At 50.1% G+C, this 12,790-nt stretch carries 10 protein-coding genes; 4 read left to right on the plus strand and 6 right to left on the minus strand.

Going from position 1 to position 12,790, the window contains the following annotated elements:
- Positions 1-2: 2 nt before the first annotated feature.
- Positions 3-1,190 carry an alanine racemase gene (alr, locus tag P9B68_RS09200; RefSeq protein WP_277668904.1) on the plus strand — a complete coding sequence of 396 codons (1,188 nt, stop codon included), beginning with the start codon at positions 3-5 and terminating at the stop codon, positions 1,188-1,190.
- Positions 1,191-1,368: 178 nt separating this feature from the next.
- Here alr and P9B68_RS09205 read toward each other — a convergent pair whose 3' ends face one another.
- The 3 genes from P9B68_RS09205 to P9B68_RS09215 form a co-directional block, all read right to left on the minus strand.
- Positions 1,369-2,889, minus strand: coding sequence for a lipopolysaccharide biosynthesis protein (locus P9B68_RS09205; protein ID WP_135658037.1), 1,521 nt, complete (start codon positions 2,887-2,889; stop codon positions 1,369-1,371).
- 171 nt (positions 2,890-3,060) lie between these two features.
- Positions 3,061-4,077 carry a tryptophan--tRNA ligase gene (gene trpS, locus P9B68_RS09210; protein ID WP_135658040.1) on the minus strand — a complete coding sequence of 339 codons (1,017 nt, stop codon included), beginning with the start codon at positions 4,075-4,077 and terminating at the stop codon, positions 3,061-3,063.
- Between the two features lie 15 nt (positions 4,078-4,092).
- Positions 4,093-5,286 (minus strand): aminotransferase-like domain-containing protein, encoded by a 1,194-nt coding sequence (locus P9B68_RS09215; protein ID WP_277668905.1) that lies wholly within the window; start codon positions 5,284-5,286, stop codon positions 4,093-4,095.
- 213 nt (positions 5,287-5,499) lie between these two features.
- Here P9B68_RS09215 and P9B68_RS09220 point away from each other — a divergent pair, with 213 nt between their 5' ends.
- Positions 5,500-7,833: a SpoIIE family protein phosphatase gene (locus tag P9B68_RS09220; RefSeq protein WP_277668906.1), complete on the plus strand. Its 2,334-nt coding sequence runs from the start codon at positions 5,500-5,502 to the stop codon at positions 7,831-7,833.
- Between the two features lie 176 nt (positions 7,834-8,009).
- Complete coding sequence (locus P9B68_RS09225; protein WP_135658045.1) at positions 8,010-8,678, plus strand: YjgB family protein; 669 nt, start codon at positions 8,010-8,012, stop codon at positions 8,676-8,678.
- 64 nt (positions 8,679-8,742) lie between these two features.
- Here P9B68_RS09225 and P9B68_RS09230 read toward each other — a convergent pair whose 3' ends face one another.
- Complete coding sequence (locus P9B68_RS09230) at positions 8,743-9,123, minus strand: desulfoferrodoxin family protein (RefSeq protein WP_135658048.1); 381 nt, start codon at positions 9,121-9,123, stop codon at positions 8,743-8,745.
- A gap of 211 nt (positions 9,124-9,334) precedes the next feature.
- Between P9B68_RS09230 and P9B68_RS09235 the strand changes: the two genes are divergently transcribed.
- Positions 9,335-10,951: a peptide ABC transporter substrate-binding protein gene (locus tag P9B68_RS09235; protein ID WP_277668907.1), complete on the plus strand. Its 1,617-nt coding sequence runs from the start codon at positions 9,335-9,337 to the stop codon at positions 10,949-10,951.
- Positions 10,952-11,011: 60 nt separating this feature from the next.
- On the opposite strand, the gene P9B68_RS09240 is transcribed toward P9B68_RS09235, so the two are convergent.
- Together P9B68_RS09240 and P9B68_RS09245 are read right to left on the minus strand one after the other, a co-directional pair.
- A complete protein-coding gene (locus P9B68_RS09240; protein WP_135658052.1) occupies positions 11,012-11,443 on the minus strand; it encodes an ACT domain-containing protein in 432 nt (143 codons plus the stop codon).
- A 40-nt stretch (positions 11,444-11,483) separates the two neighbouring features.
- Positions 11,484-12,788, minus strand: a complete 1,305-nt coding sequence (locus P9B68_RS09245) for a phenylacetate--CoA ligase family protein (protein WP_135658054.1) — start codon at positions 12,786-12,788, stop codon at positions 11,484-11,486.
- Positions 12,789-12,790 lie beyond the last annotated feature (2 nt).

Genomic DNA, 12,790 nt, shown 5'->3' on the forward strand with positions numbered 1-12,790 from the left:
GAATGAGTGAATTTTTCAGACGGACTTGGGCCGAGGTCAGCTTGGATGCAATCGACTATAATTTTAAAGTGATCCGGGATCAGGTGAAGACGGGGACGATGATCTGCTGTGTAATCAAAGCGGACGCTTACGGCCATGGTGCGGAGACCCTAGCGCGGGAATATGAAAAGCTGGGCGCGGACTGGGTTGCCGTTTCCAACTTGGAAGAGGCTATGCAGATCCGCAATGCGGACGTGAAGCTACCCATTTTGATTTTGGGCTACACGCCGCCCTGCATGGCCGCCCAGCTAAGTGAGCTGAATATCTCGCAGACGGTGCTTTCTGCGGGCTATGGCGAATCCCTTTCGCAGGAAGCGCAAAAAGCAGGCGTTACGGTGAAGGTGCATATCAAGGTCGATACCGGTATGAGCCGTATTGGGTTTATGTATCAGGATCCGGTGCGCGACGCCGGGGAAATCGATGACATGGAACGGGTTTGCAGGCTCCCTGCGCTTGACGCCGAGGGGATCTTTACCCATTTTGCTGTTGCGGACGAAGGCGAAGACGGACGCGATTTCACGATGACGCAGTATGGAAACCTGATGAAGGCGGTGGAACTGCTTCGGAAACGCGGCATTACATTCCGTATCCGCCACTGCGCGAATTCTGCGGCAATCTTCGATTACCCGGAGACGCAGTTGGACATGGTGCGCCCCGGCGTAGTCCTTTACGGGCTGAAGCCGTCCGGGAAAATACAGCATGTAATGAACCTTATTCCCGCCATGGAGCTGAAGAGCATTGTGTCGCTTGTCAAAACCGTTGAGGCCAAGACCAGCGTCAGCTACGGAAGGGAATTTACCACGACCGCGCCTACAAAGATCGCTACGGTGCCGATCGGATATGCCGACGGCTATCTCCGGCATTTGTATGTGCAGGGGAGTATGCTTGTGCGCGGCCGGAAGGCAAAGATTATCGGCCGCGTCTGCATGGATCAGCTCATGCTGGACGTAACCTCTGTTCCGGATGTGAAGGAGGGCGACGTTGTTACGGTGTTCGGCCGCGACGGGGATGCTTGTATTACGCTTGACGAGCTGGCCAGCTATAACCAGACCATCAATTATGAGCTCGCCTGCATGATTTCAAAGCGCGTGCCGCGTATTTACTATAAGGGCGGCAAAGAAGTCGGCGAACTGAATTATATCTGTAAATAATTTTCGCGCGCGAAACCGTTCGGCGGACTGTTTTTGCACGGAATTCCATGTGCGGCAAAATTAAATATATTTTTATGAATAAAACAGAAACTCCCGGAAAACCGGGAGTTTTTCTATTCAGGAAGCAAATTTTATACAATCCGATATGTTAGCAGTTAATTGTACAAATAGGAAACGATTAAGTCCTGTGAAGCGCCGGGATCTTTACAAATCCTTTCAGATACTGGAATTCCTTTGTGTTCCAAAACACAAGAAGGTAAGCTGTGTTTGGCAGCAGTAGGCAAATAAAACATTTGGCTATAAAGCTGAAAAAGCCCTTGCCCGGAACAAAGGTGCAGCAGGAATAGGTCAGAAAACCAACGGCAAAGGTCATTGCGGCATAAAGTGCATACCGGCGAAAATAAGCGCTTACGGAACGTTGGAAGCCATGCCGGAACAGAACTAGTGGTTCGACCCAGAAGTCGATGGTCATGGTGCTGATCAAGGTGCCGATAAAAACGCCGGCAACGCCTAAATGCTGCACAAGCAGAACGGAAGCGATCAGATTTACAGCAGCCTCGAAAACCGCCTTGTACCGGTCGTACCAGAACAGCCCGAACGCGTCCCGGAACGTCAGGGTTGCCTGCCGCATTCCGGAGGTGTAAAAATTCAAGACAATGACAAAAACAATGGGCAGGGAAAACAAAAGGTTTTGCTTGCCTGTAAAAAGCAGCATGAACGGGTTAAACAGGCTGAACAGGGAGATGGCGCAGAAGCTGAAAATCCAGAAACAGGCGAAATTGATTGCCAGATAGACCTCGTAGGATTTTTTCTGCTCCTCCACCGCGCCAAGGTTTCCGACGCTCGCCGTAATTCCGCTGAAAATCTGTTTCGTTACATTCATAAGGGTATTCGTAATCAGGTAATAGTTCGAGTAAATTCCCACGCTGACAATGCCGACAAACTTGGAAAGAACCAGGGTATCGGTGCCGTTTACCACAACACTCCCGATCCGGTGCATGAACATTGCTTTTATATTTTTTACAATGGCGGCCCTGTCTTCCTCACTCAGCCTTTCCTTTTCATATTTTTTCAGGAAGGGGTACATTTTCACCGCTTTCCGTGCGAGAAAATAATTTGTGAAAAAGCTGAATAAAATCTGTGTGCATAAATAGCAGATGAAGTTTTGCGTCAGGATGAGAATAAAGACTTGGACGACATTCTGAGCAATTGCGAATCCGTATTGGAACAGCGAACAGATATACACTTTTTGGTCGGCGATAATAATCTGCTGCTTGTAGGAGTAAAAATATGTGACAACCGAATTGAAAAGGAATAATAAATAAATTAAGGTTAGGTTCGGGATATCTGGAACCTCTTTAATAAAATATTGATAGAACGGAACAAAAGCCAAGCCCACAACGGCAATGACAATTCCGATAGTGTGGTATGCCCGCTTATAAAGCCCCATTAGTGCGCCAAGCTTTTTATAATTGTTTTCGGCTAGCGGCTTATACATACTGAACGTAATGGCGGTACCGACTCCCAGTTCGGCGAGGGAGAAAATCGTAAAGATATTGCTGAATAAACCGCTTACACCCAGATAGGCTTCGTTTAGAAAACGAATAAAGACAAGCCGGCAAAGGAAGGAGAGGAAAATATACAGAAGCTGGCTGCCGATATTTACAATTACATTTCGGATTGAATTTTTACTGCGCATGTATCTACTGCCTTTCAAAAACAATATATGCAATCATAGCATATTTCACAGGCTTCGTCTATTGGATTAAAAACAAAAACGGCCCCGAAAAATTGGAGCCATAAATTGGTTTGGTAAACAGGAAAGGGGAGGCTCCTTCATCTTTAGAGCCTCCCCGTGTTCTGTTTTTAATTAAAATGCTTTTGAGACAAATCCGACTTTTTTCATTACTTTATTGAGGGTGCGGCTTGAAATGGCAAGCGCTTTCTGCGCACCTTCCGTATAGCATTTCTCAAGGTAATCCTTATTTTTAATGTAGTCGGCATAACGCTCCTGAATCGGGCGCAGGTGCTCCACGACGGCTTCACCGACGGCGGCCTTGAAATCGCCGTAGCCCTTGCCTTCAAAGTCCTTCTCAATCTGCTCATAGGAAAGGCCGGTCACGACGGAGTAAATGCCCATCAGATTGTTTATGCCGTCCTTGCCCTCGGCGTAACGGACGCAGGCGTCGCTGTCGGTGACGGCGCGCTTGAATTTCCGCAGGATAACCTCGGGTTTATCCAGCACGGCAACGTAGCCGTTTACGTTTTCATCGGATTTGCTCATCTTCTTGGACGGATCCTGCAGGGACATGATGCGTGCACCCTTCTTCGGGATATAGCCGTCTGGCACAGTAAAGGTGGGGCTGTAAATACCGTTAAAACGTTCCGCAATGTTGCGGGCAAGCTCCAGATGCTGCTTCTGGTCAGCGCCCACGGGAACGAGGTCCGCCTGGTACAGCAGGATGTCCGCCGCCATCAGGCTCGGGTAAGTGAACAGGCCCGCGTTGACGTTGTCGGCATGCTTTGCGGCTTTATCTTTAAACTGCGTCATGCGCTGTAATTCGCCAAACTGGGTGTAGCAGTTTAAAATCCAGGCAAGCTGGGCGTGCGTGCAAACCTGGCTCTGAATAAAGAACGGGCTTTTTTCGGGGTCTAGGCCGCAGGCCAAAAGAAGCGCGTAGGCCTCGAGCGTATTATGACGGAACTTTGCCGGATCCTGGCGCACGGTAATGGTGTGCAGATCCGCCAGGGCATAAATGCAGTTGTATTCGTCTTGTAAACTGATCCAGTTCTTGAGCGCTCCCAGATAATTGCCGAGGGTAATCGTCCCGCTTGGCTGAATGGCGCTGAAAATTACCTTTTTGCGCTCGGTATTCGCTGTTTCCATATTGTTTTCCTCCAGTTAATTTGTGATCATTTCATTTGCGAGCGTGCCCAGAATTTGAATGCCCTTCAGAAGCTGGCCGTCGGTTGGCGTGGAGAAGTTGATGCGGAAGGACTGGCTGGGGGCGCTGTCGTCCGTCAGAAAGGCATTGCCGGGAACCACGCATACTTTGCGTAGTACGGCCTGCTTGCAGAAATCCAGCATATCCACGCCGTCTGGCAGGGTGCACCAGAGGAACAGCCCACCCTCGATCGGATTGTAAGTAACCTTCGGAATCAGATATTTGTCAAGAGCGCCGGTTGCAATTGCGGACTTTTTTAAATAGATTTCCTGCAGCTTTTTCAGGTGCTCGTCAAAATTATAGCGGGTCATGAATTCGTGGCAGACCATTTGCGACCAGATATTCGTGTGAACATCCTGCCCCTGCTTGCAAACAATCATTTTTTGCAGCAGCTCCTTCGAGCCGATCGCGTACCCGACGCGCATGCCGGGGGAGATGATCTTGGAGAAGGTGCCGGCGTAAAGGACAAGGCCCGCGTCGTCCAGCGATTTGACCGCTTCAATATGTTCGCCGTGGAAGCGCAGGTCGCCGTAGGGGTTGTCCTCCAAAATCAGAACATGGTATTTCTTGGCGAGCGCATACAATTGCTTGCGCTTTGCCCAGCTCATCGTTATTCCGGACGGATTCTGAAAATTGGGTATGGTGTAGATGAATTTTACATTCGATTCTTCTTTCAGAGCCTTTTCCAGCTCCTCCATGTTCATGCCGTCGCTGTCCATCGGGATCCCGCGCAGGCGCGTGTTGTAGGAGCGGAAGGTATTCAGCGAACCGATAAAGCTCGGAGCTTCGCAGATAACCACGTCGCCCTCGTTGCACAGCGATTTCGCCGCTAGATCCATGACTTGCTGCGCGCCGCTTGTAATCAGAATATTATCGAAATCACGGCCGATGCCGTGCATTTTTTTCATGTAATCTGTCAGGTATTCGCGCAGAGGCTCGTAGCCTTCCGTAATGCTGTACTGGAGCGCGTCGATCGGGCGCTGCGCCAGAATCCTTTCGGATATCTCAGCAATTTCCTTTGACGGGAAAGCTTCCGGAGCGGGGTTCCCTGCGGAGAGCGAGATGACGCTCGGATCACTAGCGTATTTAAAGATTTCCCGTATGGCGGACGGTTTCAGCTTTAAAACGCGGTTGGAAAATTGGAATTCCATTATATCACCCTCTAGTATATATTCTTTATTATTTTATCACAGAAGTGCGGCAATGACTATAAAAACCCTTCTAATTTATAAAAATACTTATAATCTGATTTTATACGTCAAAATATTACGGCAAGTTATGACAATAGCATCTAAATACATATAGTATAATGATTTTTAGCAAAAAATGGACATGCTTCCAAATATTGTATGGCGGTGATAAAAATGATAAAAGCAAAGACGGAGCGGATCAGCTTCCCGGCGGTTGCTGCGGATCCTACAAAAGCAGTTGCCAGGCAGCTTGTTTATTTTACGGCGGCGCTGCTCTGTTCCCGCGGGCTTGTGTTCGGCCATTATGCGCCGTTTGGGGTAGCGGCGGTTGCGGCGTTTCCTTATGCAGGGCTGTGGAGCGCTGTGCTGGGAAGCGCGGCGGGGTACCTTTTGCCTTCCTCGGTAAACGTACCGGTACATTATTTGGCCGCGGTATTGGCCGCCGCGGCGATTCGCTGGACGCTCAATGACATGATGAAGCTGAAAATGCACGCGATTTTCGCGCCGATGGTCGCCTTTCTGCCCATGCTTGCAACGGCAATGGCGATTATCTTTGTAAACGGTTCCGGTTCGGAAGCCGTTGCCATGTATATTGCGGAAGCTTTTCTTGCGGGCGGCGTAGCCTATTTTTTTACCCGAACGTCGGAAGTGATCATTGCCGGCAGGAGCGCGGACGAAATGAATGCGCAGGAAATTACCTGCGCGGCGCTGTCGGTGGGCGCCCTGCTGCTGCCGCTTTCCAATCTTGCCATCGGCCCGGTTTCCCTCGGCAGGGTTCTGGCGGTGATTGCCGTCCTGTTTGCCGCGTATTACGGCGGGGTTTCCGGCGGAAGCGTGACAGGGATTGCCGCAGGCATTGTTTTCAGCCTTTCCACCTCCGGGCTGAATTATCTTTCCGGCGCCTATGCGCTGGGCGGACTGATGGCTGGCGTGTTTTCACCGGTTGGGCGGCTCGCTTCGGTTGTCGCATTCATCATCTCCAATGCGGTGGCTTCCCTGCAGGTCGGCAATCAGGAGAAGGTGATCGGGGGGCTGTACGAGGTTATGGTGGCGACCGTCCTTTATATGCTGATTCCGCAGAAGGCCGGCGCCCCGATGATTGGCCTTTTCTCCTGCCCGGACGATACCTCTCGGATGGACGGGTTGCGCCGGTCCGTGATTATGAAGCTGGACTACGCAGCAAAGGCGCTGGGTAGCGTTTCGGATTCGGTGGAAGAGGTTTCGAAAAAACTGTATTCCACCTGTGCGCCCGACATCAATGGCGTGTACAAGCGTACCATTGACGACGTATGCAGCAACTGCGGGTTGAAGGTCTATTGCTGGGAACGGAATTATAATGACAGCATGAATTCCTTTAATGATCTTACGGAAAAGCTGCGTAGCAAGGGGGAAGTGGACCGGAACGATTTTAACGCGCAATTTGCGTCCCATTGCAGCCGGCTTGCTGCCATAGCCGATTCCGTAAACAGCCATTACCGCGAGTTTTCCATTAAGGATGCGGCAGAAAGCCGCGCGCAGCAGGTGCGAAGTATGGTTGCCGACCAGTTTGCAACGACCAGCAACCTGCTGGAGGATATGGCCGCTGAGTTGGAGCTTTACGAGCAGTTTGATTTTAACGCCGCGCAGAAGGTTGGTGAAGTTTTGCGCGGGGCAGGCATCCTGCCGATTGATATTAGCTGCCGCGTAGATCGTTTTGACCGCATGTCGATTGAAATTATCGCCGCGCAGGCGGAGAGCGTGCGCATGAACAAGGCGGAACTGACCGATGAAATTTCCCGTGTCTGCGGACGTGTGTTCCAACACCCCTGCGTCAGCGTGGTGAAGGGGAAATGCCGCCTGCAGATGGCGGAGCGTCCGTTCTTCCGCGTGCAGACGGGCTGCGCGCAGCATACGTGTGCCAATAAACAGGTCTGCGGCGACAGCTGGGATTGCTTTCCCGACGGGAACGGCCGCCAAATTTTGTTGATCAGCGACGGTATGGGAACGGGCGGACGCGCGGCGGTGGACGGCGCGATGGCCACCGGCATTTTATCCCGCCTTATCAAAGCGGGAATTGGGTTTGATGCCGCGCTGAAAATTGTAAATTCCGCATTGATGGTGAAATCGGGCGACGAGTCGCTTGCCACGATTGATTTGGCCGCGCTCGACCTTTTCAACGGCAATCTTGAGTTTATGAAAGCGGGAGCGCCCATCAGTATTTTGCGAAAATCTGGTTGTGCGGTTGTGATTGATGCCCCCAGTCTGCCGATCGGCATTTTGAATGATATTAACTTTACCAAGTCCTCCGATAGCCTTGGCGACGGCGACCTGCTGGTGCTCCTTTCTGATGGTGCACTTGCAGCCGGCGACGATTGGATTTGTGATACGGTGGAAAAATGGAAAGGACAGGTTCCGCAGGAGCTTGCCGAAGAAATCGTAACACAGGCAATCGCTCGCCGCGCCGACGGCCATGACGACGATATTACTGTTCTAGTTATGAAGGTGAAGGAAAGTGACAGCTCGTTTTGAGCCCCAAAAATACAGTAGGACGCAGGGCGGATCGAAACTGAAATAAATTAAAAAATTGATAGAATACTTGATTATTCTACCATACTAGTGTAAGATAGTGCTACTTTCAAACCCTTTTCCTGGTAACCGGGAGAAGGGGGGAAGATTTATCCCTTTTAAACTACGGGAGGTGCTATATGACTACTCAATTCAAAAAAATGCTTGCATCCTTGACAGCCTTGGCGTTGTTGTCCGCTTCTTTCGCCGGCTGCACGCACTCGCAGGCAACCGGAAGCCAGAATCCGGTTTCAACGGGTTCCACGCCAGCTTCTTCTGTTTCGGCTGATTCCACCGTTACGTCAGACGTTTCGTCGGCCCCGCAGGATTCTTCACAGGTGGATGAGCAGACCGCCTTACTGCAGGACATACAGAAAGCGGCCAAAGAGGGAAAGGTAATCGATATCCCATTTTCCGTAAATACGAACGTTATTGAAGATGTTCAGGAGAAATGGGGAAAAGAAGACAAATCCGAATATATTGCGTCCGCGAAGGGAATCTACAATACCTATTCCAAACACAACGCGGTTTTTGCCTTCAACAAAGGCGAACAGATTTTTGAGGTTCGCACGCTTGACGGAAAATGGAAGGAACTTACGCTGTCTAAGGTCAAAGCAGTCCTTGGCAAACCGGACTACGATGTAACGTCCGGAAAGGATCACATTATTGGTTATGTTGCCAGCAAGGATTATAAAATTTTAATGGTATTCCCGAAAGACGGGGATGACCCGAAGCTAGACCATTATTCGGTTCTGTATCCGCAGGGCACGATCAATTCCATGGCGGGCGACCCGGGCAGGCAATGGTAAAAATAACAGGGATATAAAAGAGAAAAGCCCTTTCCCAAACGGGAAAGGGCTTTTCTGCTGCCGGTTAAGAAATGTCCGCCGCCCAAAGTCCGTGGAGATTGCAATACGAATACGCTGTAACGGGTTCATCTTGTTCCAGAATAAAGGTTGCTTCCGGCTTGTCCCCCGGATGAAGGACTTTGCGCTGGCCGCCGTTTTTGGTCTCAAGATAAATCCATTCAATGTAGTGCTCGTTCACCATCGGGTGCTCAACACTACCAACTTTAACGGTTACGGTATTGCCAGAGACACTTACGACGGGAATGTGCTTCTCGTGCGCGGCTTCTACTGTGTTCGGAACAACTTCCGTCATCGGATCCCCGCAGCAGATCATTTTGACGCCGCTGCTGCGAATCATGCTGACGAAATTCCCGCAGTGTTTGCAGAGATAAAATTTCATAGCCATAATACAATCTCCTTTATCCTGATTTTTCCTACATTATAACACAACTTTATAATTTTGAATACAGATTTTAAACATTTTTTACAATAATTGTGGAATTTAGTGTTTTAATATTAAAAAAGGAATAAATAACAATTATGTTAACCTCATTGCATTGGGTGCGGAAAAATGATAAGATAATTCTATCCCGAAAAACCTAGAGGGTGAATATGAAATGCTAAAACGATTAACAGCAGGGTTTCTCTGCCTTTTTATACTGTTTTCTTTTTCCGCGTGCGGCGGGAAATCGCCCAAAAACGCGAATAAAAAGATTAACTATTTCCTGTCGGCGGAGCCAAGAACGCTCGACCCGCAGATTGCCGCGGACAACTCGTCCATCATTGCGGTGGAAGCGCTGTTCGAGGGGCTTGTGCGCCTTGATGAGAACAACCAGCCCTATCCCGGCGTTGCCCAAAAATGGGTGAGCAGTAACAATGACACCGTTTTTACGTTCACTTTGCGCAGCAACGCAAAATGGTCGGACGGAAAAACGCCTGTGACCGCCCATGATTTTGTATATGCGTTTCAGCGCGCGCTTTCACCGCAGACAGGTTCCACTACCTGTTCCCGGATGTTTTGTATTCAAAATGCTAAGGAAGTCAATGACGGAACGCTTTCGCCGGACCGCCTTGGCGTGACGGCGGCGGACGACCACACACTGGTTGTGCGGCTGAACTATTCTTATCCGAATTTTCCGGCGCTTACCGCCTTCGCCGTTTTTATGCCCTGTAATCAGAAGTTTTTTCAAAGCACATCCGGCCGCTATGGGTTGGAGAACCGGTATCTGCTCGGGAACGGGCCGTTTGAAATCGATGGGAAATACGGCTGGGATCACGGGAATTATCTGAATTTGATTCGCTCCAGCAGTTATACGGGGAGTATAAAACCGCTGCCATCCAACATAAAGTTTACAATTTCCAATAAAGAGAATACCATTTCCGACCCGGTTGCCGCATTAAAAGACGGCACGGTGGATGCGATTGCCATTACTTCCTCTCAGGTGGAGGCGGCCAAGGCGGCCGGCTGTACCATTACATCCTTTGAGGACACAACCTGGGGTCTATGCTTTAATATGCAATCGGATATTATGAAAAATAAGAATATCCGCTGCGCGTTTTTGCAAGCGTTTGACCGGAGCAAGATTTTAAAGCATCTTCCGCAGAACACAAATCCCGCCGAAGATATCATTGCCCCGTCTACCACCTTGCTGGGAAAAAATTACCGCAGTCTGGCCGGGAGCGGTTCTTTCTATCTGAAGCAAAGCAGCAACGCTGCGTCGTTGTGGAACACAGGCATCAGCCAGCTTTCCAAACCGGATGTAAAGAGTATCAGCATTCTTTGTCCGAATGATCCGAATGTCAAATTAATGCTGAATGATATGATCGCTGCGTGGAACGCAAAATTCAACAACTATTTTAATATGGAACCGCTTGACGAAGCGCAACTTGCGGCGCGGATCGCGTCCGGCAACTATCAGATTGCGTTGTGCCCGATCTGCCCGAGCAGCGAGGGTCCGCTGGCGGTACTGTCCATATTTAAGAGCGGCGCCAAAGAGAACCCGGCTGGCTTAAGCGATTCGACTTACGATGCGATGCTTGCGGATGCGGAAAAAAGCGGGGGAAGCGCTTCCGCCGCCGCTTTTGCAGCCGCTGAGAAGTACTTGAACGAGCTCGGCGTCTTTTATCCTTTATATTATCAGAAACACTACTATGCATCTGCAAAGGGCGTTTCCGGTATTGTTTTCCATCCGTATAACACCGGTGTGGATTTTATCCGTGCGGGGAAAAAATAAAAAACAAATAAAAAAGAAGCTTCAGTCCGTGGGCTGGAGCTTCCTTTTATCTGTTTGAGATTACATGCCGTAAAACTCTTCGGCGGTTAAAATTTGGATTCCGTTTGAAGAAAGGGCATTCACCGCTTTTTTACTGTCTTTTACGCGAAGGATAACATACGCTTTGCCGCTTTTGCGGCTGATAAAGGCATACATATATTCCACGTCAATCCCGATGTCCGCGAGAATCCGCATGGCTTTGGAAAATGCGCCCGGAACATCGTCTATGCCCATCGCAATCACATTGGTGAGGGAAACGGTAAGCCCCGCCTTTTTCAGCGCGGCAACCGCTTCGTCGGGTTTATTTACAATCAGGCGCAGAATCCCAAAATCACTGGTGTCCGCAACCGATATCGCGCGGATATCAATGCGTGCCGCCGCAAGAACCTCGGTGATTTCTGCAAGGCGGCCCGATTTATTCTCGACAAATATGGAAAGCTGCTGAATTTGCATGGCAATTCCTCCCTATTGTTTCTTTATTCTATTATAAGCCTCAAACTTTCCGGTTATCAATGACCCTTTTCGCCTTGCCGTCGGTGCGGGGGATGGACTTAGGCTCCAGCAGCCGCACTTTTGCGACCACGTTGAGCGTGGATTGCAATGCGTTCGAAATCTTGCGGCTCATATCCTCAAGGTCTCGAACCGTATCGGAGAACATATCCTCGTTTATTTCAACCTGTACTTCCAATGTGTCAAGATTATTGACGCGGTCAATGACAAGCTGGTAATTCGGGGCCATGCCGAGGCTTAGGAGAACGCTTTCAATCTGGGAGGGGAATACGTTTATGCCGCGGATAATCAGCATGTCGTCCGTTCTTCCGCGCGGTTTTTCCATACGCACAAAGGTGCGCCCGCACTCGCAGGCGGTGTGATTCAGGCAGCAGATGTCTTTTGTGCGGTAGCGCAGGAGCGGCAGCGCTTCCTTGCCGATGCAGGTGAATACCAGTTCGCCGTATTCGCCGTCCGGAAGCGGTTTGCCTGTTTCGGGGTCGATCACTTCGGGGTAGAACATATCCTCGTTAATATGCATTCCATGCTGCATTACACATTCGCTTGCAACGCCCGGACCGGCAATTTCCGAAAGTCCGTAAATATCGTATGCCTTAATGGAGAGAAGGCGCTCGATTTCCTTGCGCATATTTTCCGTCCACGGCTCCGCGCCGAAAATGCCCGCGCGAAGCTTCAAGCTTTTGGGGTCCACTCCCATATCGCGCATGGTTTCACCGATATACATGGCGTAAGAGGGGGTGCAGCAAAGAATGTCGGAGCCGAAATCTTGCATAATCATGATCTGGCGCTTCGTATTGCCGGTGGATACCGGAATAGCGGTCGCGCCGAGCTTTTCCGCGCCGTAATGAATGCCCATTCCGCCGGTGAAAAGCCCGTATCCATAGGAAATATGGATGTAGTCGGACTTCGTACCGCCTGCTGCGGTGATACAGCGGGCGGCACAGCGCGCCCAGACGTCGATATCGCCCTTTGTGTAGCCGACGACCGTCTGCTTTCCGGTGGTGCCGGAAGAAGCGTGTACGCGCACCAGCTCTTCCTTTGGTACGGCAAACATACCGAAGGGATAGGTGTCGCGCAGGTCGGTTTTATAAGTAAACGGGAGCTTGCGGATGTCGTCAATCGAACGGATATCCCCCGGCAAAAGCCCCATTTCATCGAAGCGCTTTTTATAGGTTGGAACGTGCTTGTAGCAGCGCTCCACCATCTTTACCAGCTTTTTTGACTGAATATAATGCAGCACTTCGCGTGAAGCGCATTCCAGCTCCGGCTCAAAATAGTTTCCTTGCATTT

Source organism: Caproiciproducens galactitolivorans (assembly GCF_029266045.1).
GTDB lineage: Bacteria > Bacillota > Clostridia > Oscillospirales > Acutalibacteraceae > Caproiciproducens > Caproiciproducens galactitolivorans.

Excerpts from the sequence above, each read along its gene's own strand:
- P9B68_RS09230 (WP_135658048.1), bottom strand. The coding sequence starts at position 9,123 with ATGGCTATGAAATTTTATCTCTGCAAACACTGCGGGAATTTCGTCAGC.
- P9B68_RS09245 (WP_135658054.1), bottom strand. The coding sequence starts at position 12,788 with ATGCAAGGAAACTATTTTGAGCCGGAGCTGGAATGCGCTTCACGCGAA.
- trpS (WP_135658040.1), bottom strand. The coding sequence starts at position 4,077 with ATGGAAACAGCGAATACCGAGCGCAAAAAGGTAATTTTCAGCGCCATT.
- P9B68_RS09205 (WP_135658037.1), bottom strand. The coding sequence starts at position 2,889 with ATGCGCAGTAAAAATTCAATCCGAAATGTAATTGTAAATATCGGCAGC.
- P9B68_RS09240 (WP_135658052.1), bottom strand. The coding sequence starts at position 11,443 with ATGCAAATTCAGCAGCTTTCCATATTTGTCGAGAATAAATCGGGCCGC.
- P9B68_RS09220 (WP_277668906.1), top strand. The coding sequence starts at position 5,500 with ATGATAAAAGCAAAGACGGAGCGGATCAGCTTCCCGGCGGTTGCTGCG.
- P9B68_RS09215 (WP_277668905.1), bottom strand. The coding sequence starts at position 5,286 with ATGGAATTCCAATTTTCCAACCGCGTTTTAAAGCTGAAACCGTCCGCC.
- alr (WP_277668904.1), top strand. The coding sequence starts at position 3 with ATGAGTGAATTTTTCAGACGGACTTGGGCCGAGGTCAGCTTGGATGCA.
- P9B68_RS09225 (WP_135658045.1), top strand. The coding sequence starts at position 8,010 with ATGACTACTCAATTCAAAAAAATGCTTGCATCCTTGACAGCCTTGGCG.
- P9B68_RS09235 (WP_277668907.1), top strand. The coding sequence starts at position 9,335 with ATGCTAAAACGATTAACAGCAGGGTTTCTCTGCCTTTTTATACTGTTT.